The organism is Pseudomonas sp. B21128 (assembly GCF_044218865.1).
GTDB classification, from domain to species: Bacteria; Pseudomonadota; Gammaproteobacteria; order Pseudomonadales; family Pseudomonadaceae; genus Aquipseudomonas; species Aquipseudomonas iridis.
In genome coordinates, this window is sequence record NZ_CP162590.1 from 2,305,001 (window position 1) to 2,323,512 (window position 18,512).

The 18,512-nt window shown below is 58.1% G+C and carries 13 protein-coding genes, 1 tRNA gene and 2 rRNA genes (1 of these 16 cut by a window edge); 9 read left to right on the forward strand and 7 right to left on the reverse strand.

Features of this window, described 5'->3' with window-relative positions; all coding sequences use genetic code 11:
- The 6 genes from AB4P91_RS10285 to AB4P91_RS10310 all read left to right on the forward strand — a co-directional run.
- Positions 1 to 10: transfer RNA gene (locus AB4P91_RS10285), tRNA-Ala, on the forward strand; it begins 66 nt to the left of the window's first position.
- A gap of 241 nt (positions 11 to 251) precedes the next feature.
- Positions 252 to 3,145: ribosomal RNA gene (locus AB4P91_RS10290) — 23S ribosomal RNA — on the forward strand.
- A gap of 157 nt (positions 3,146 to 3,302) precedes the next feature.
- Positions 3,303 to 3,418 (forward strand): 5S ribosomal RNA (gene rrf, locus AB4P91_RS10295).
- 148 nt (positions 3,419 to 3,566) lie between these two features.
- Positions 3,567 to 4,226 carry a paraquat-inducible protein A gene (locus tag AB4P91_RS10300; RefSeq protein ID WP_042561077.1) on the forward strand — a complete coding sequence of 220 codons (660 nt, stop codon included), beginning with the start codon at positions 3,567 to 3,569 and terminating at the stop codon, positions 4,224 to 4,226.
- Positions 4,213 to 4,836 (forward strand): paraquat-inducible protein A, encoded by a 624-nt coding sequence (locus tag AB4P91_RS10305; protein WP_150592600.1) that lies wholly within the window; start codon positions 4,213 to 4,215, stop codon positions 4,834 to 4,836. The genes AB4P91_RS10300 and AB4P91_RS10305 overlap by 14 nt, the downstream gene beginning before the upstream one ends.
- The gene (locus tag AB4P91_RS10310) at positions 4,829 to 7,132 is read left to right on the forward strand and encodes a PqiB family protein (RefSeq protein ID WP_150592601.1); all 2,304 of its coding nucleotides are present in this window, start codon (positions 4,829 to 4,831) and stop codon (positions 7,130 to 7,132) included. The genes AB4P91_RS10305 and AB4P91_RS10310 overlap by 8 nt, the downstream gene beginning before the upstream one ends.
- A 233-nt stretch (positions 7,133 to 7,365) precedes the next feature.
- Here AB4P91_RS10310 and mksF read toward each other — a convergent pair whose 3' ends face one another.
- Genes mksF through mksB form a run of 3 tightly spaced genes read right to left on the reverse strand, consistent with a single transcriptional unit; the run spans position 7,366 to position 12,174 of the window.
- The gene (gene mksF, locus AB4P91_RS10315; protein WP_042561075.1) at positions 7,366 to 10,206 is read right to left on the reverse strand and encodes an Mks condensin complex protein MksF; all 2,841 of its coding nucleotides are present in this window, start codon (positions 10,204 to 10,206) and stop codon (positions 7,366 to 7,368) included.
- Entirely contained in the window at positions 10,203 to 10,904 is a 702-nt protein-coding gene (mksE, locus tag AB4P91_RS10320; protein ID WP_395604738.1) for an Mks condensin complex protein MksE, read from the reverse strand. Before mksE ends, mksF begins: the two co-directional genes overlap by 4 nt.
- Positions 10,894 to 12,174, reverse strand: coding sequence for an Mks condensin complex protein MksB (gene mksB / locus AB4P91_RS10325; RefSeq protein ID WP_191624450.1), 1,281 nt, complete (start codon positions 12,172 to 12,174; stop codon positions 10,894 to 10,896). The genes mksE and mksB overlap by 11 nt, the downstream gene beginning before the upstream one ends.
- 245 nt (positions 12,175 to 12,419) lie before the next feature.
- On the opposite strand from mksB, the gene AB4P91_RS10330 reads away from it, so the two are divergent.
- Together AB4P91_RS10330 and rimI are read left to right on the forward strand one after the other, a co-directional pair.
- On the forward strand, positions 12,420 to 13,166 hold the full coding sequence (locus AB4P91_RS10330) for an energy transducer TonB (protein WP_395604951.1): 747 nt from the start codon (positions 12,420 to 12,422) through the stop codon (positions 13,164 to 13,166).
- Positions 13,159 to 13,611: a ribosomal protein S18-alanine N-acetyltransferase gene (gene rimI, locus AB4P91_RS10335; RefSeq protein ID WP_150592603.1), complete on the forward strand. Its 453-nt coding sequence runs from the start codon at positions 13,159 to 13,161 to the stop codon at positions 13,609 to 13,611. Before AB4P91_RS10330 ends, rimI begins: the two co-directional genes overlap by 8 nt.
- Before the next feature lie 105 nt (positions 13,612 to 13,716).
- Here rimI and AB4P91_RS10340 read toward each other — a convergent pair whose 3' ends face one another.
- Positions 13,717 to 14,121, reverse strand: coding sequence for a serine kinase/phosphatase (locus tag AB4P91_RS10340; protein ID WP_395604739.1), 405 nt, complete (start codon positions 14,119 to 14,121; stop codon positions 13,717 to 13,719).
- A 142-nt stretch (positions 14,122 to 14,263) separates the two neighbouring features.
- Here AB4P91_RS10340 and can point away from each other — a divergent pair, with 142 nt between their 5' ends.
- Entirely contained in the window at positions 14,264 to 14,908 is a 645-nt protein-coding gene (gene can, locus AB4P91_RS10345) for a carbonate dehydratase (protein WP_042561069.1), read from the forward strand.
- A 23-nt stretch (positions 14,909 to 14,931) separates the two neighbouring features.
- Here can and AB4P91_RS10350 read toward each other — a convergent pair whose 3' ends face one another.
- The 3 genes from AB4P91_RS10350 to AB4P91_RS10360 all read right to left on the reverse strand — a co-directional run bounded on the left by AB4P91_RS10350 (position 14,932) and on the right by AB4P91_RS10360 (position 18,410).
- The gene (locus tag AB4P91_RS10350; protein WP_150592605.1) at positions 14,932 to 15,456 is read right to left on the reverse strand and encodes an SET domain-containing protein-lysine N-methyltransferase; all 525 of its coding nucleotides are present in this window, start codon (positions 15,454 to 15,456) and stop codon (positions 14,932 to 14,934) included.
- A 181-nt stretch (positions 15,457 to 15,637) separates the two neighbouring features.
- On the reverse strand, positions 15,638 to 16,810 hold the full coding sequence (locus tag AB4P91_RS10355; protein ID WP_395604740.1) for a hypothetical protein: 1,173 nt from the start codon (positions 16,808 to 16,810) through the stop codon (positions 15,638 to 15,640).
- Positions 16,811 to 16,991: 181 nt separating this feature from the next.
- Positions 16,992 to 18,410 (reverse strand): short-chain fatty acid transporter, encoded by a 1,419-nt coding sequence (locus AB4P91_RS10360; RefSeq protein ID WP_150592607.1) that lies wholly within the window; start codon positions 18,408 to 18,410, stop codon positions 16,992 to 16,994.
- Positions 18,411 to 18,512: the final 102 nt, after the last annotated feature.

The window sequence follows — 18,512 nt, forward strand, 5'->3', positions numbered from 1 at the left end:
GGCTCCACCATAAACTGCTTCGAAAGTTTGAGAGTTTAGAAATGAATATTCGCGCTGAATATTGATTTCTAGTCTTTTGATTAGATCGTTCTTTAAAAATTTGGGTATGTGATAGAAAGATAGACTGAACGTTACTTTCACTGGTAACGGATCAGGCTAAGGTAAAATTTGTGAGTTACTCTGAATTGAGTATTATCGAATTTTCGGCGAATGTCGTCTTCACAGTATAACCAAATTGCTTGGGGTTATATGGTCAAGTGAAGAAGCGCATACGGTGGATGCCTTGGCAGTCAGAGGCGATGAAAGACGTGGTAGCCTGCGAAAAGCTTCGGGGAGTCGGCAAACAGACTTTGATCCGGAGATGTCTGAATGGGGGAACCCAGCCATCATAAGATGGTTATCTTGTACTGAATACATAGGTGCAAGAGGCGAACCAGGGGAACTGAAACATCTAAGTACCCTGAGGAAAAGAAATCAACCGAGATTCCCTTAGTAGTGGCGAGCGAACGGGGACTAGCCCTTAAGTGGCTTTGAGATTAGCGGAACGCTCTGGAAAGTGCGGCCATAGTGGGTGATAGCCCTGTACGCGAAAATCTCTTAGTCATGAAATCGAGTAGGACGGAGCACGAGAAACTTTGTCTGAATATGGGGGGACCATCCTCCAAGGCTAAATACTACTGACTGACCGATAGTGAACTAGTACCGTGAGGGAAAGGCGAAAAGAACCCCGGAGAGGGGAGTGAAATAGATCCTGAAACCGTATGCGTACAAGCAGTGGGAGCAGACTTTGTTCTGTGACTGCGTACCTTTTGTATAATGGGTCAGCGACTTATTTTCAGTGGCGAGCTTAACCGAATAGGGGAGGCGTAGCGAAAGCGAGTCTTAATAGGGCGTCTAGTCGCTGGGAATAGACCCGAAACCGGGCGATCTATCCATGGGCAGGTTGAAGGTTGGGTAACACTAACTGGAGGACCGAACCGACTACCGTTGAAAAGTTAGCGGATGACCTGTGGATCGGAGTGAAAGGCTAATCAAGCTCGGAGATAGCTGGTTCTCCTCGAAAGCTATTTAGGTAGCGCCTCATGTATCACTGTAGGGGGTAGAGCACTGTTTCGGCTAGGGGGTCATCCCGACTTACCAAACCGATGCAAACTCCGAATACCTACAAGTGCCGAGCATGGGAGACACACGGCGGGTGCTAACGTCCGTCGTGAAAAGGGAAACAACCCAGACCGTCAGCTAAGGTCCCAAAGTTATGGTTAAGTGGGAAACGATGTGGGAAGGCTTAGACAGCTAGGAGGTTGGCTTAGAAGCAGCCACCCTTTAAAGAAAGCGTAATAGCTCACTAGTCGAGTCGGCCTGCGCGGAAGATGTAACGGGGCTCAAACCATACACCGAAGCTACGGGTATCATCTTAGGATGATGCGGTAGAGGAGCGTTCTGTAAGCCTGTGAAGGTGAGTTGAGAAGCTTGCTGGAGGTATCAGAAGTGCGAATGCTGACATGAGTAACGACAATGGGTGTGAAAAACACCCACGCCGAAAGACCAAGGTTTCCTGCGCAACGTTAATCGACGCAGGGTTAGTCGGTCCCTAAGGCGAGGCTGAAAAGCGTAGTCGATGGAAAACAGGTTAATATTCCTGTACTTCTGGTTATTGCGATGGAGGGACGGAGAAGGCTAGGCCAGCTTGGCGTTGGTTGTCCAAGTTTAAGGTGGTAGGCTGGAATCTTAGGTAAATCCGGGATTCTAAGGCCGAGAGCTGATGACGAGTTATCTTTTAGATGACGAAGTGGTTGATGCCATGCTTCCAAGAAAAGCTTCTAAGCTTCAGGTAACCAGGAACCGTACCCCAAACCGACACAGGTGGTTGGGTAGAGAATACCAAGGCGCTTGAGAGAACTCGGGTGAAGGAACTAGGCAAAATGGCACCGTAACTTCGGGAGAAGGTGCGCCGGTGAGGGTGAAGGACTTGCTCCGTAAGCTCATGCCGGTCGAAGATACCAGGCCGCTGCGACTGTTTATTAAAAACACAGCACTCTGCAAACACGAAAGTGGACGTATAGGGTGTGACGCCTGCCCGGTGCCGGAAGGTTAATTGATGGGGTTAGCTAACGCGAAGCTCTTGATCGAAGCCCCGGTAAACGGCGGCCGTAACTATAACGGTCCTAAGGTAGCGAAATTCCTTGTCGGGTAAGTTCCGACCTGCACGAATGGCGTAACGATGGCGGCGCTGTCTCCACCCGAGACTCAGTGAAATTGAAATCGCTGTGAAGATGCAGTGTATCCGCGGCTAGACGGAAAGACCCCGTGAACCTTTACTATAGCTTTGCACTGGACTTTGAATTTGCTTGTGTAGGATAGGTGGGAGGCTTTGAAGCGTGGACGCCAGTTCGCGTGGAGCCAACCTTGAAATACCACCCTGGCAACTTTGAGGTTCTAACTCAGGTCCGTTATCCGGATCGAGGACAGTGTATGGTGGGTAGTTTGACTGGGGCGGTCTCCTCCTAAAGAGTAACGGAGGAGTACGAAGGTGCGCTCAGACCGGTCGGAAATCGGTCGTAGAGTATAAAGGCAAAAGCGCGCTTGACTGCGAGACAGACACGTCGAGCAGGTACGAAAGTAGGTCTTAGTGATCCGGTGGTTCTGTATGGAAGGGCCATCGCTCAACGGATAAAAGGTACTCCGGGGATAACAGGCTGATACCGCCCAAGAGTTCATATCGACGGCGGTGTTTGGCACCTCGATGTCGGCTCATCACATCCTGGGGCTGAAGCCGGTCCCAAGGGTATGGCTGTTCGCCATTTAAAGTGGTACGCGAGCTGGGTTTAGAACGTCGTGAGACAGTTCGGTCCCTATCTGCCGTGGACGTTTGAGATTTGAGAGGGGCTGCTCCTAGTACGAGAGGACCGGAGTGGACGAACCTCTGGTGTTCCGGTTGTCACGCCAGTGGCATTGCCGGGTAGCTATGTTCGGGAAAGATAACCGCTGAAAGCATCTAAGCGGGAAACTTGCCTCAAGATGAGATCTCACTGGAACCTTGAGTTCCCTAAAGGGCCGTCGAAGACTACGACGTTGATAGGTTGGGTGTGTAAGCGCTGTGAGGCGTTGAGCTAACCAATACTAATTGCCCGTGAGGCTTGACCATATAACACCCAAGCAATTTGACTACTCGAAAGAGCATCAGATTGCGGTGTGTGAAGACGAAACGAACCGAAAGTTCGATGTTCACAAAACACCGAAAGCTTTCACATACCCAATTTGCTGAAGCGAGACCACTTGGTCACGACTCAGTACCCGAATTTCTTGACGACCATAGAGCGTTGGAACCACCTGATCCCATCCCGAACTCAGCAGTGAAACGATGCATCGCCGATGGTAGTGTGGGGTTTCCCCATGTGAGAGTAGGTCATCGTCAAGATTAAATTCCGAAACCCCAATTGCGAAAGCAGTTGGGGTTTTGTTTTGCCCGCAGGAAAGTTTTTGTTCGCACCACCGAACAAATTTGCACAGTTATTTTCGTATCAGAACACTAGAATAGCCCCATCTTTTTCGGAGCCAGAGCCTTTATGTCAGATCCGGTTGACGCCCCAGGGCTGTCAGATTTACCGCTGGAAGACCTGGTGGCTTGTCACGAGTGCGACCTGTTGATGCGCAAGCCGAAACTTGCCCACGGCGAAAAAGCCCTGTGCCCACGCTGCGGTTACGAGTTGTACGCCCACCGCCATAATGTGGTGCAGCGCAGCCTTGCCTTGGTCATTGCAGCACTTTTGCTCTACGTGCCAGCGAACTTCTTACCCATCATGCAGCTCAATCTTCTCGGGCAGTCGTCGCACGACACTGTCTGGAGCGGCGTTGTGGGGTTGTTCAACACCGGCATGCAAGGTGTTTCGATCGTGGTGTTCCTGTGCAGCATGGCCATTCCGCTCATCAAGTTGCTGTGCCAATTGGCGGTATTGCTGACGATCCGCTTGAACCTTGGGCGCAGCTACGGCCTGCTGCTCTATCGCATTTACCACCACCTCAAAGACTGGGGAATGCTCGAGGTCTACCTCATGGGCGTACTGGTGGCGATCGTTAAACTGGCGGACATGGCGGCCATCACCGTCGGCCTCGGTCTGGCGTGTTTCATCGGCTTGTTGTTGATTCAGGTCTGGCTGGAAGTGGTGATGTCGCCGCATCAGATCTGGCAGGCGTTATCTGGAGAGGATGCTCATGCGGGCGATTGATGCGGGCATTCTGACTTGTACCGAATGCCACGAGTTGAACAGGCAAGAAGCGGATACCGACGCGCAAACCTGCACGCGCTGCGGTGCACTTGTTCACCCGCGCCGTCCGAACAGCCTGGCCAGAACCTGGGCACTGCTGATCACTGCAGCGATTATCTATATCCCGGCCAATGTGCTGCCGATCATGACTGTCAGTTCTTTGGGGCAAGGTGATCCGAGCACCATCATGTCCGGGGTGATCCAGTTGGTGCAGCACGGCATGATCCCTATTGCTGCGGTCGTGTTCATCGCCAGTATTCTGGTGCCGACTTTCAAACTGGTGGGCATCGCACTGTTGCTGTTTTCGGTGCAACGACGTCAGCCGTTGTCCGCGCGCCAGCGCATCTGGATGTACCGTTTTATCGAATTCATTGGCCGCTGGTCGATGCTCGATATTTTTGTGATCGCCATCCTCGTGGCGGTCGTCAACTTCGGCCGGCTTGCCAGTGTCGAGGCCAATCTTGGCGCCATCGCTTTCGCCACTGTGGTGATTCTGACGATGCTTGCCGCAGTAACTTTCGATCCCCGACTGATTTGGGATAACACGGAGTCGGATGACGACCATGACTGATTTGCCTGTAGCGAAAACCCGACCGGCCTCGAACTGGTCTGCCATTTGGGTACTGCCTTTGATTGCGCTGATCATCGGTGGCTGGCTCGGCTGGCGTGCTTACTCCGAAACCGGTATCGAGGTCCAGATTCGCTTCGAGAGCGGCGAAGGCATCCAGGCCAACAAGACCGAGGTCATGTACAAAGGTATGTCGGTCGGTAAGGTCAAGACGCTCAAGCTCGACGATGAAGGGAACTCCAAAGGAGTGATCGCCACGGTCGAGATGAATAAAGACGTCGAGCAATACCTCAAGACCAGCACCCGTTTTTGGCTGGTCAAGCCAAGCGTGACGCTGGCTGGTATTACCGGGCTGGAAACACTGGTCTCCGGTAATTACGTCGCCATCAGTCCCGGCGAAGGCGAGCCGTTGCGCAAGTTCAAGGCGCTGGCTGAAGAGCCGCCGCTGTCTGATGCCAAGCCTGGTCTGCACCTGACCATCAAGGCAGATCGTCTCGGCTCGCTGAGCCGCGGCAGCCCGGTGTTCTACAAGCAGATCAAGGTCGGCCAGGTCAAAAGCTATCTGCTTTCGGAAGACCAGAGTACCGTCGAGCTCAAGGTCTTTATCGAGCCGACCTACGCCAAACTGGTGCGTAAACACACACGTTTCTGGAACGCCAGCGGCATCAGCATCGACGCCAACCTGTCTGGGGTAAAAGTGCGCAGCGAATCGCTGGCGAGTATTGTCGCCGGCGGTATTGCCTTCGCCACGCCAGAGAATCGCAAGGACAGCCCGGCGACCGATCCGAGCTTGCCGTTCCGTCTTTATGAAGACTTCGACGCGGCCGCTGCCGGAATCCGCGTGAAGGTCAAACTCAGCGACTTTGAAGGTCTGCAGGCCGGTCGTACGCCGGTGATGTACAAAGGTATTCAGGTCGGCAATCTGAAGGCGTTGAAGGTCGATGCGGATCTGAACAGCGCCACTGCAGAACTCACTCTTGATCCATTGGCTGAAGACTATCTGGTCGATGGCACGCAATTCTGGGTGGTCAAACCGTCGATTTCCCTGGCCGGTATCACCGGGTTGGAAGCACTGGTGAAAGGTAACTACATCGCCGTGCGCCCTGGTGATAAAGGGGCTGCCCCGAAACGTGAGTTCGAGGCCAGGCCAAAGGCCCCGCCGCTGGACCTGCGTTCGCCGGGCCTGCACCTGGTGTTGTTCACCGATGCCCTGGGTTCGATCGAGGTCGGCAGTCCGATTCTTTACAAACAGGTCAAGGTCGGTTCGGTACAGAGCTACCAGTTTTCCAAAACCCGAAAGCAAGTGGTTATCGGTGTTCACATCGAGAAGGAATACGAAAATCTGGTTAACGCCTCGACCCGTTTCTGGAATGTCAGCGGTATTACATTGACCGGTGGCCTGACGGGCGGCATTCAAGTGAAGAGTGAATCACTGCAGACGCTGATGGCCGGCGGTATTGCCTTCGAAACGCCACAGCCCAAGGCGCCATTGCAGAAACGTATTCCGCGCTTCCGCCTGTTTGCCAGCCATGACGACGCCAATCAAAAGGGCGATGTCGTGACGATCAAGGTTGATCGCGCCGATGGTTTGCGCAGCGGTACGCCAGTTCGCTTCAAAGGGCTGGATGTCGGCAAGATTGAAAGTGTCGATCTGACCAGCGATCTGCAAGCGGTCATCCTCACCGCACGCATCACGCAAGTGCCGGAGAAAATTGCCCGGGTTGGCAGTCAGTTCTGGGTGGTCAAACCGGAGTTGGGGTTGATCAAGACTTCCAATCTGGAAACCCTGGTCACCGGGCAATACATCGAAGTGCAACCGGCGGCGAAGAACCTCGGGCCGCAAAAGAACTTTGTGGCACTGGCTAATGCCCCGGAAGTGGCCAGGCAAGAGGCGGGTTTGAGTCTGGTATTGAGCGCGGCGCGTCGTGGCTCGCTGAAACCGGGTGTGCCAGTGACTTACCGTGAAATTACCGTGGGCAAAGTCACCGGTTATGAACTGGGCCAGACCGCTGATCGCGTGTTGGTGCACATTCTGATCGAGCCGAAATATGCACCGTTGGTACGCAGTGGCAGCCGGTTCTGGAACACCAGCGGTGTGGGCTTCGATATCGGCTTGTTCAACGGCTTGACGGTACGTACGGAATCGCTTGAAACGGCGATTCAGGGTGGTATCGCATTTGCCACGCCGGATGGCGAGCGCATGGGCAACCCCGCTCGGGCTGAGCAGACGTTCCCGCTGTTCGATAAGTTCGAGGATGAGTGGCTGACGTGGGCGCCGAAAATCCAGCTCGGTAAGTAATCCGGGAATTATGAGGTGTCTGGGAGGACGCCTTCGCTGGCAAGCCAGCTCCCACAGTGGGCGGCGGTGCTCACACAATCCGTGTTCGACGCAAAACCTGTGGGAGCTGCGGTGCGACGATTCGACTTGCCAGCGATGAGGCCTTAAAACCCACAACAAAACCCCCAAGCCATAAAAAAGGGCCGCGATCCAATCGGATCGCGGCCCTTTTTATTGCCTTCAGTTAACGCCGATCAAACTGCATCCAGCTCCGGCTCATCCGCTTCAACATTCACCGTGGCTTTGACCACATCGTGGCGACGGATGTACTTCCAGTCCGCCTCGTCGATGTAGATCCCTGCCGGGCCGCTGCCGCCTTCCAGGTCGATGGCGACACTGGCGCAGACCTGCGGCTTCACACTCGCCAGAATCGGCACGAAGCCCAGTTGCAGGCTGGTTTCCAGCAAGGCTGCCTGGTTCTTCTCGTCGATGTCCGCCGCCTCATCGAGGTAGTACGGCAGGCGTACGCGACCGGCCTGATCGCGGTCCATCAAGTGCAGCAACAAGTACATGTTGGTTAGCGCCTTGATGGTCATGGTGGTGCCGTTGGACGCCGCGCCGTCGATGTCGGTGTGGATAACCGGTTGACCGTTGACCTTGGTGATCTCGAATGCCAGTTCGAACAAGTCCTTGAGGCCGAGCTGGTTGTGGTTTGCCGCCACCAACCGCGCCAGGTATTCCTTGGCCTCTTCGTTCTTGTTGTCCTGCTCGGCGCTCTGGCTCAGGTCGAACACCGACAGGGTTTCGCCTTCTTCGTACTGACCGGCGCTGTGGATGATCTGATCGATGTGCTTGAGCGCTTCCTTGTTCGGCGCGAGGACGATACGGAAGCTCTGCAGGTTGGACACCTGACGCTTGTTGATCTCGCGGTTGAACAGCGCCAGTTGGTGCTCGAGGCTGTCGTAGTCGCTACGAATGTTGCGCAGGGTCCGGGCGATATCGGTGACTGCCGCACGCCGCGCCTTCCCGAGGGTCAGCGCCTCGTCGGTGCGGTGCGCATAGGCGTTGATCAGCAGTGACAGGCGGCGCTCCATGTCGTCTTCGCTGTCGAACTTGGCCACGCCTTTGAGGCGCACTTGCGCGTACAGTGCTTCGATCTGGCCATCGGCACGCAGCAGCCCCTGCCAGCTGTCCTGATAGTCGTTGAGCAGCGGCAGCAGGTTGTCCATCGAATCGTCGACCGGATCCATGAACGGCGTGCCGAACGGCAGGTCCGCCGGCAGCAACTGACGGCGGCGCAGGGCGTCGTCGAGGGTGCGTTGCTTGGCTTCCATATCGGCGATCTGCCGGCCAACCAGTTGCAGCTTGGCCGACAGCTGCTGGACGCGCTCGGTGAACGCATCGCTGGAGCGTTTGAGTTCGTCTTGCGCGCCTTCCATCTGCGCCAGTTGCTCAAGCTTGTCGCCTTCTTCGGCGCTCAGGGTCTGGCAGCGACGGAAGTCTTCCAGCGCCTTTTGCGCATCCAGCACCTGCTGATACAGCGCTTCGGTCTGGGTCTTGCTCGCGGCGCGGTCGGCGGCCACGGCTTGCTGGGTTTTCAGTTGCTTGAGCTCCTTATCAAGACGCTCTTTCTGATCGCGCAGCGCGGCACGGTCGGCCAAGGCTTGCAGGGCCGGCGGCTCGATGTGCGAGAGGTCGATCGACAGGCCCGGCACTTCGAAGCGCTCGCCTTTGAAACCGTCGAGAATCAGCTCAACCGATTTGACCCACTCGCCATTGTCGTCGAGGGTGATGCCGTGCTCGCCCAGCGGCAAGCTGAACAGCGCGCTGTTGAACAGGCGCATCAAACGCTCGACGTCAGGCTGCGAGAATTCCTCACGCAGACGGGCGTAGCTGTTGTTGTCGGCGTGATCGAGTTGCTGCTTCACCGACTTCAGGCGTTTTTCCAGATCGCGCAGACGCTCTTCCAGATCTTCGGCGCTGAACTGACGCGATTGCGCCAAGGCTCCGGCCAACTCGTCGTGAGCGTCTTTGGCAGCGAGCAGTTGTTGCTCCAGCACTTTGACGTCATCGACCAGCGCAAAGCGATTTTTCAACACCGACAGTTCGCCGAGCCAGCGCTGGATGCCGGAAATTTCCCGTTCCAGACGCATCAGTTCTTGTGTACCGCCACGCTGATTGTTTTGCAGTGCATCCTGCTCGCCGCGGTAGTGATCGGCCTGAATCGTCAGCTCTTCCTTGCGCGCACCGGCGTAATCCGACCAAGTGCCGAGCAAGGAGTCGAGCAGCGGCGACAGGCGATGCAGTTTGCCGCGCAGCACGTCGCGCTGTTTCACGCCATTGGCCAAGGCTTCGACCAAGGGACCAGCGGCGACCAGCGAGTTGTAGTCCTGTTCCATGCGGCGTACGTCGCGGAACGCTTCTTCGCACGCGGCGATGTAATCAACGCTACCCGAGCGCAAGCTGTGCTCAAACGCATCGAGGAACAGTTGCTTGAGTTTGGCCGCGGTGATTTCGCGCATGTGCAGCAGGTTGATGAACAGTGCGCGGAACGTCTTCAGGCTCTGCTCACTGGTGGAACGCAGCGGGATCAGGGTCAGGTCCAGCGGGATCGACGTGTGACCGCCCACCAGCAAGCGACGCAGTTCGTCAGGCTTGAGTTCGTAGGCTTTCAGGCCTTCTTTCTCAAGGTTGCTGAACAGCTCTTTCTGACGCAGGCACGTGTCGTTTTTCTGGTAATGGGCCAGATCGAGTTTGCCGGCGTAGGCGAAGAACTGGTGACCGAAACCACCGCCCGGGCCGCGACCAACCACACCGATAACGTGTGGGCCGTGGGGCAGGCTGACTTCGACAAGGATGTAACTGGTGTCGGTCGCGAAGTAGAAGCGCCGCGATTGTTCCAGACTGTACTTGCCGAAACTCATGTCCGACATGCGCGCCAGAATCGGGAACTGCAAGGCGTTGATCGAGGCCGATTTACCGAGGTTGTTCGCGCCATAAACCGACAGCGGTTCTTCCAGCGGGAACAGGCCGAGGCTGTAACCGGCGGTGTTCAAAAGGGCAAAGCGGCGGATGCCGTAGCGTTCCTGGCTCATGCGTCGGACTCCTGTTCTTCGGCAATGGCGCGGGCCAGTGCGTCTTCTTCGCCCTCTTCTTCAAATTCCGAGAGATCGAGCGGATCGTCGGTTTCGAGGAATTTGGCTTCGGCGGCTTCGTCGATCAGCACGGGCGCTGGCAGCGGCAGAACGCTGTGCACACTCGCGGCCAGGTCGCGGTCTTGCTGAACCGACAGGCACACATCGAGGAATCGGTGCATCGGCGGCAGGAAACGGTACACCCCGTTCTCTTCGCCGGCGAAGCCGAGCTGGGTCATGCGGCGCATGATCTTTTCTTCCAGCTCTTCAACGGTCTGTACTTCGGCCTGAATAAACAGATCGCGGTACTTCTCCAGCAACGACGGCAGCTCTTCGCGGCCGAGGCTGCCACCATCAAGCACAGCAATCGGGTCGCGGCCCTGATCGGCCAGATGCTCGACGAGGATGAAGGTAAACAGGGCCAGACGCTGGGCCGTCTTGTTCACCGCCGCCGCGGCCAGGTCCGGTACGAAGTAGTAGAAACCACGGGTGTCGCAGACCAGTTCAAAGCCCAGGGCCTTGAACAGCGTGCGGTACTGATCCTGGAAGTTCGACAGTTGCGCGTACAGCTCCGGATCACGGCGGCTGACGTGGTAGCCCTTGAACAGTTCGCGGAAGATCGGCGCGAGTTGAGACAGTTCGGAGAGATCAAGATGCATTTGGGGTGCTCGCAGAATCCTCGGCGGCGGGGTCGCGGGCCGAGAGCAGGGCGAAGGAGCGCAGGCTGACCTGGTGCTCGTGAGTGTGGTATTCGCGGCGTTCCAGACGTTCGCGCTTGAAGCGTTTTTCCCGCGACAGGCGCGAGAACCAGTAAAGCAATTCGTCGGTGGCGCCGTCCGGTTCCTGCTCCAGCAGCCAGACCATAAGGTCGGGCATCGGCAGGGCATCTTCGCAGCGCTCGAGCATTTCGCGCACCGTGCGTGGCGCACGTGGAGCTTCGCCACCTTTTTGAGTTTTGTGGGCCTTGGGGAAGCGCGCCGGTTTGGGCTCGAAACGCGCCAGTGCATAAACGTAGGCTTCGACCTGACTGGCGCTGCCGAGGAAGGTGCTTTGCGGCCGGGTGAACAGCGGCATCGCGGCTTGCGGCACGGCATCGATACCTTTGCGGCGGATCGCGGCCAGCGCCAGTGCGGCGCCACGGGTCACGGCGTTATGACGGCGCGCTTCTTCACGCAGCGGCAACAGCAATTCACGGGCATGGCGCAGGGTCAGTTGGGCGCTGGTCTGCATTTCGAGGATGCGCGCGTGGGTGCGCAGCAGCATGTCGTCATCGACCAGATGGCCGAGGCGTTGCTGTTCGCTGAGCATCTTCAGCAGTACGGTTTCGACCTTGCGCACGCCTTGTTCGAAGGCGCCGTCGGCGTTGACCAGATCGATCATCGGCTCGACGTATTCGTCCCAGGTCGCCAGAACTTCGGCGTAACGCTGACGCAGTGGAATCTGCCGGTCGCTGGTCTTCGCGCGTTCGGCCACGGCCACCAGCGCCTGCTCGTCGTTGTCGAGCTTCTTCAGCACGTCGCGTACGCGCATATCGAGCAAGCGCAACTGGCGGGCCAGGTCGTGGCCATCGCGGATATCGAATGCGTCCTGAATATAACCAGCCAGGCGCTCGAGGTGCCGCAGATACGCTTCGATTTCCAGGCACAGGCCCAAACGGTGCTCACGGCGCAGGTAGGCGAGGAAGTCGTGAATCTGCGCATTGAGCTCGAAACGGTTCGGGCTTTTCGCCACGGGCACCAGAATGTCGAGGCGAATCCACACGTCGAGCAGACTGGTGATGTCCTGCGGCGTGCTGTCCAGTTGTTGGGCGGCCAGTTGCGTGCGCAGTTCGTTGAGGCTCAGTGTGCCTTGGTCGAAGTGCTCGCACAGTGGCTCCAGAAGTGCCCAGTGTTCAGCGAGGGCGCGCAAGACGCGCTTGGGTTCGATCATCGGAATGGCCGGCTGGTTGGCGATTAAAAGCCGCGATTGTACTGCATCACGAAGGATGCGATTCACTCTCGGGACGGGCTGTCGCTTTTTCTAAGCTAAAGAGCATGGATAAAGCGCCAGGCTCAAGACTGTCGATCAACAGCGAGCGATCTTGAGCGAAGGGCGGTAGAATCGGCGCACTTCAGTTATCCACAAGTGGCCGACCTTTGCTTATCGAGTCCCGCCGCCGCGCCTATTTGAACGCCATGCAGGTGGTCAATTGGCTGCCGCGCACCGAATTGCCCTTCGCCGCCCCTTCGCGGCCCGAGCTGCTGGACATGCCCGAGCCCGAAATCGAGGCGCCGCTGGTGGCTGCGCCCCAGGCCGAAACCCCGGTGCAGCCTGCCGTGCGCCCGACCGAGCGACAGAAGATCGAAGTGCCGCGGCCTTCGTCACCGAGTACTCGAGCCAGCACAAAACCGGCCGAAGAGGCGGACGACACGCCGGTGGTCGCCAAACCTGCGCCAGTGCCCCCCCCGCGTTTCGCCCTGCAACTGCTGCGCGCCGGGCGTTGCCTGCTGCTGGTGGAGTTACCCACAGGTGAATCCTTCCAGAGCCGCGATCCAGCGTATCTCTTGCTCAAGGACATGCTGCGTGCCGCCGGACTGCCGGATGCGCCGCAGATCGTCGGCGAGCCGGTGCGCTGGCCGTGGTTGAATCGCGGCACGATGGATCAGGGCCCGGAAGCGGCGCGTGACTTCGTGCAAGGTTTTCTTTCGGTACAAATGGAAGCGGCGCCCTGCGCCTGCCTGTGGCTGATCGGCCTGCCGGCGGTGCGTTTTGCCGGTGAGGCGGACGCCGAAGCGTTCAATCGTGAATTGCAGATCGAAGGTCTGGGCGCTGCCTGGGCCATTCCCGGTCTGGAATTGTTAATGGAAGAGCCACAGCGCAAAGCCGCTGTGTGGCAAGCCATGCGTCGGCTGATGGCGCGCTGGAAAGAATCGAATGAGTGACGCTGTAACGTTCCGCCCGATGACCGAGGCGGACCTGGACGCTGTGCTGAAGATTGAATTCGCCGCCTACAGCCACCCGTGGACCCGCGGGATTTTTCTCGACGGCCTGGGCAAATACCAGATCTGGCTGATGTTCGAAGGTCAGCAGCAGGTCGGTCACGGCGTGGTGCAAATCATTCTGGATGAGGCGCACCTGCTCAATATCACGGTCAAACCGGAGAATCAGGGGCGTGGGCTGGGGCTGACGTTGCTGGAGCATCTGATGTCGCGGGCGTATGCCGCCGAGGCGCGAGAGTGTTTTCTGGAGGTGCGTGACAGCAACCGGTCGGCGTTCCGTTTGTATGAGCGTTATGGCTTCAATGAGATTGGCCGGCGTCGGGATTATTATCCGGCGGTGGGTGGGCGTGAAGACGCTGTTGTCATGGCCTGCACCTTGGTGGATTGAGCCACAAAAAAATCGCGGGCAAGCCCGCTCCCACAGGGAGCTGGGCACAACTCAGATCCCTGTGGGAGCGGGCTTGCCCGCGATTGCGTTTTGTCAGGCAGCCAATCAGCGATTGCCATCCAGCGGTTTACGCCGCGCCAGCTCTGCTTCATCCAGGCCATTGCCGCCGCCGATATCGTCTTCATCGACCACGCTCAAATCCCAGTCCGCCGGATTGTCTTCACCGGATTCTTTCGCATCCCGTGCGCCATCCTCATGAATCAGCGTTTCCGGGCTCATATCGTCGTCGGTCGGCTCATGGTCGGCGGTCGACGCGCCCGTGAGACCCGCTTCACGCACACGCTCCTCTGGCATCAGTTGCTCGCGCTCCTGTTCCGGCAGTTCGTCGCCGATTTTCGGGCTGGGCTGCTCGTCGTCGAAATCGAGCTCATGCATCGAACCCATGCGATCTTCGTTATCATCGATGGGTTCCGGTTGCACCGCATCGTAAGGGCGTCGTGAATCAGTCATGGCAAATCCTCATAGTGTGGGCCTTACTAAGGTGGACTCGCCGGGCACACGAGAATTCCCACGAAAAACACTTGCGATCCTTTCGTGACCCCGACTGACGGTCGTCTGTCAAAGCAGCGCATCTTTCTTGAGGCCTTACAGCATGCATGACTTACAAGACCTGATTGATAACAACGAGCGTTGGGCTGACGCGATCACCAAGGAAGACCCGGATTTCTTCGCCAAGCTGGCGCGTCAGCAAACCCCTGAATATCTGTGGATTGGCTGTTCCGACGCACGGGTGCCGGCCAACGAAATCGTCGGCATGTTGCCGGGCGATTTGTTCGTACACCGTAATGTCGCCAACGTCGTGCTGCACACCGACCTCAATTGCCTGTCGGTGATCCAGTACGCGGTCGATGTGCTCAAGGTCAAACACATTCTGGTCACCGGCCACTACGGCTGTGGCGGAGTACGGGCGTCGATGCAGGATCGTCAGCTCGGTCTGATTGACGGCTGGCTGCGCTCGATCCGTGACCTCTATTACGACAAGCGTGACGAGCTGGCCAAGCTGCCGACCGAAGAAGAGCGGGTCGATCGCATGTGCGAGCTCAACGTGATCCAGCAAGTGGCCAATGTCGGCCACACCAGCATTGTGCAAAATGCCTGGCATCGCGGGCAGAGCCTGTCGATCCACGGTTGCATCTACGGCATCAAGGATGGCCGCTGGAAAAGCCTGAACGCGACCATCAGCGGTTTCGAGCAATTGCCGCCGCAGTATCGCTTGCGTCCGGTCGGGGCGCCGTAGCCGCCGAAGGTTGCCCGCGTGGATCAGCGTGAATCTTGCCGGCGCCAGCGCTGTAAAAAGTGCTGGCCCTCGATGCTCGGGGGTTCGTTGTAACCGGTGATCCACCCACGGCAACGAGCAGAACCGCAACCGCAGGCAAACTGGCGCAGCAGTTTGTCTTCGGTGGCGGCGTAATCCATGGTCAGCCGCTCACCCCTGTGGATATCTTTCAACGCCCACAGCCACAGTTCGCTCATGTCGAGATACACGTTCGGGTCGCAGGCGTGTTCGAGTGCTCCGCAAAAGCGTGGATCGTAGACGTGGATACCGTTCAACAGCTGTCGGGTCTGTCGACAGCGGTAGGGCAGTAACTGTCCAGACACCCTGCACATTCGGCTGGTGCGCTGAAACTCCCGACGCGCTGCGACGCCTGTCGGGGTGCCGTGCTCATCGTGGAAGACTTCAAAGTCGGCGCTGGACGGGAACCCGAGGCGTACCGGGAGGCCGGCGAAGGGGTAAATGCCCTCAGTATCGCGTGGAACAGATCCAGCAATCGCATGGGTATTCATAACAGTCCTTGTCGCAAAGATGGCGCGACTTCCTTTAGCTGACGTCCTGTCAGTACGGCAAAACTATGCTTGGATCCAATCTAGTCGTAATGGTTATAGACGGTCTACTGTCAGACCTGACAGGCGATATAGACGCTTTCCCGCGTCAGCCATGGCTGACACGGGAGTGACAGCGACCCGGTTACAAGTGCGGAGCGGGGGCCGCAGTGGCGGGCAGTGGGGCTTTGAGCTGTTGCAGTTGAGCCTTGACGGGTGGGGTGGCGCACTGGGTGGCGGCTTGCTCCGGGGTCAGGTCGCGAATCGAGGTGTAGAACAACTCGCAGGTTTTGACCTTTTGCGTGACTTGCCAGGTTTGCGTGCACGTACTGAGCGTGCTCTGTGCGTCGCTGCCCGGTTGGCTACCCATGTCGGCCTGCCAGCAGGCGGCGCTCAAATCCTGCCCCATTACCCTCAGGCCTGCCGCGTCAGCCTTGGCTTGCGCATCGTCGCCGGTATAGCTTTTGGGGTCGGCCGCGTACCAGATGTAACTGGGGTGGTTCGAACCCAGCACCGGCACGTTCACCCCGGTGCTTGGGCTGATGGTTGCCAGGCCGAGGACGTTCACGGTCGGCCCGTATTGCTGCTTGATCCAGTTCCTCACCGGTGCACCGAACGCCACCATCGGCAGCGTCTTGCCGCTGGCTGTCTGGCTGAACTGCTTGACCAGCGTGGTCTGGTAGTCCTTGAAGTAGTCATAGACACCTTCCAGATCACTGCCGGCGTTGGACGGCGCGGCGATCGGGGCGATGTCGATGATGGTCTGATAGGCCGGGGTCTGATCGGCGGGGATGCCATTGGCCGTCAACAGTGTTGCCCAGCGGTCGGTGGTATTGGAGCGCAGATAATCCTGAGCCTGGGTCAGCGAGTAATCCGGCGGAAAGTGCAATAACTCGACGCTTTTACGGTTTTCCAGGGCCATGCCCAACGGCAGGAACAGGTACCAGCTATACGCCCATTTGCCATCGGCGTTGAGCTTGCTGGCGCCGGTGTAGGCCAGATCTCCCGCGTCCAGCAGCGCCGACAGCGGTTTGTCGTAGCCCTGCGGCACGCCGCTGATCTCGGCGTAGATCTGGTCGTTATCGGTTTTCACCAGAACCTTCGCATTGGCATAGCCGTCGCGTTGCACGCTCTGGGTCAGGTAGTGCGCGACGGTCTGCTCCAGCGTCCAGTTGCGGAAGCAGATTACGCTGCAATTGTTGGGGTAGGCGAACAGACGAGTGACGCGCTCGGTGCTGCCCAGCTTCAGGTCGACATCGGCGTGGGCGACGGCGCTCAGTGTCAGCGCGGCGAGGCTAAGTCCTGCAAGTTTGAACATGCTCAGATCCTTTTCAGCGTGGTTCCCGGTTGCGGGGCGAGTACATACTGAAACCACGGGTGTGGCGGGGTCTAGTGGCAGTAGAAAAGTTATCGAGGGATTCATTACAAAAACGGGAGTGAGCCTGCTCGTGATAGCAGACTCACTCCCACGTTGGTTTTATGGTGTGAGGCCGAACGCTTTACGGCATCACTGGCGGCGTATACGCCAGTGTCGTCCCCAGCGCCCACAGCAACAGCAGCACCAGCGGTGTATGCACCAGCAATTGCACGAACGAGAAACCGATCAGGTCCCGCGCCTTCAAGCCGAGCACGCCCAATAGCGGCAACATGTAGAAGGGGTTGATCAGGTTCGGCAAGGCTTCCGCCGCGTTGTAGATCTGCACCGCCCAGCCGAGGTGGTATTGCAGATCGTTGGCGACTTGCATCACGTACGGCGCTTCGATGATCCACTTGCCGCCGCCGGACGGGATGAAGAAACCGAGAATCGCCGAGTACACGCCCATCAGCAGAGCATACGTGTCGTGCGAGGCAATGCTGACGAAGAACGTTGAGATGTGATGGGCCAGGGTTTGCGCGTCGGCGCCTTTGACGGTGGTCATCAGCGCGGCAATCGAGCCGTACAACGGAAACTGGATCAGCACGCCGGTGGTGGTCGGCACCGCGCGGGCGACTGCATCGAGGAAGCTGCGCGGGCGCCAGTGCAGCAATGCGCCGAGCATGATGAACAGGAAGTTATAGGTGTTGAGCCCGGAAATAGCGGTAATCGCCGGTTTCGTCGAGAACTCGTGGAACAGCCATCCTGCCGCCAGCAGCACCAGCACGATGATCAGCAGCGGGCTGTGTTCCAGCCATTCGCCGGGGCGCGTGCGCGGTTGCAGCGGCGGCAGGTTGAAGGCAGGATCGATCCCGCAGGCCTCGGCGCTGCGCGCAGAGTTAGGGCCGGGGGCGGTGGCGTAGGCAATGATGATCGAAATCACGATCAGCGCCAGCAACATCACGCCGGACTGCCAAAGGAAAATGGTTTCAGTGAACGGGATAACGCCAGTGATCGACAGAATCGACGGCGGCAGGCTGCCAGGGTTGGCCTGCAACTGCGCCGCCGACGACGACAGCCCCAGTGCCCACACCGCGCCAAGCCCCAGGTACGCGGCGGCGCCAGCGGCACGGTAATCCATTTTCAGATCGGTGCGGCGGGCGAGGGCGCGGACCAGCAAGCCGCCGAATACCAGCGACAAGCCCCAGTTCAGCAACGAGGCAACCATCGAGATTAACGCGACCCAGGCCACGGCAGAGCGGCCGTTTTTCGGGATGCGCGCCAAGCGATCAATCAGTTTCACGGCGGGCGGGGAACTGGCGACCACGTAGCCGCCGATCACCACAAAGGCCATTTGCATGGTGAACGGGATCAGGCTCCAGAACCCGTCGCCGAATGCCATGGCGGCGGCGGTGGGTTTGGCGCCCATGGCCATGGTGGCCAGCGCAACGATGATCACGGCCAACGCCGCGAAGACCCAGGAATCGGGGAACCAGCGTTCGGCAAAGCTTGAACAGCGCAGGGCAAAGCGTGCAGAGCGGCTATCTTCGATATCAACGGCCACGGGAGTACCTCGGATTTTTTATGGTTATTTTGTGGTCCACAAGTCCCCCAATTTCAGGCACATCACCATTACTGTGGGAGCGAGCTTGCTCGCGAAGGCTTC

Bases quoted from the DNA above. Each gene is read 5' to 3' on its own strand.
- AB4P91_RS10300 (WP_042561077.1), top strand. From the start codon at position 3,567: ATGTCAGATCCGGTTGACGCCCCAGGGCTGTCAGATTTACCGCTGGAA.
- AB4P91_RS10305 (WP_150592600.1), top strand. From the start codon at position 4,213: ATGCGGGCGATTGATGCGGGCATTCTGACTTGTACCGAATGCCACGAG.
- AB4P91_RS10310 (WP_150592601.1), top strand. From the start codon at position 4,829: ATGACTGATTTGCCTGTAGCGAAAACCCGACCGGCCTCGAACTGGTCT.
- mksF (WP_042561075.1), bottom strand. From the start codon at position 10,206: ATGAGCCAGGAACGCTACGGCATCCGCCGCTTTGCCCTTTTGAACACC.
- mksE (WP_395604738.1), bottom strand. From the start codon at position 10,904: ATGCATCTTGATCTCTCCGAACTGTCTCAACTCGCGCCGATCTTCCGC.
- mksB (WP_191624450.1), bottom strand. From the start codon at position 12,174: ATGATCGAACCCAAGCGCGTCTTGCGCGCCCTCGCTGAACACTGGGCA.
- AB4P91_RS10330 (WP_395604951.1), top strand. From the start codon at position 12,420: ATGCAGGTGGTCAATTGGCTGCCGCGCACCGAATTGCCCTTCGCCGCC.
- rimI (WP_150592603.1), top strand. From the start codon at position 13,159: ATGAGTGACGCTGTAACGTTCCGCCCGATGACCGAGGCGGACCTGGAC.
- AB4P91_RS10340 (WP_395604739.1), bottom strand. From the start codon at position 14,121: ATGACTGATTCACGACGCCCTTACGATGCGGTGCAACCGGAACCCATC.
- can (WP_042561069.1), top strand. From the start codon at position 14,264: ATGCATGACTTACAAGACCTGATTGATAACAACGAGCGTTGGGCTGAC.
- AB4P91_RS10350 (WP_150592605.1), bottom strand. From the start codon at position 15,456: ATGAATACCCATGCGATTGCTGGATCTGTTCCACGCGATACTGAGGGC.
- AB4P91_RS10355 (WP_395604740.1), bottom strand. From the start codon at position 16,810: ATGTTCAAACTTGCAGGACTTAGCCTCGCCGCGCTGACACTGAGCGCC.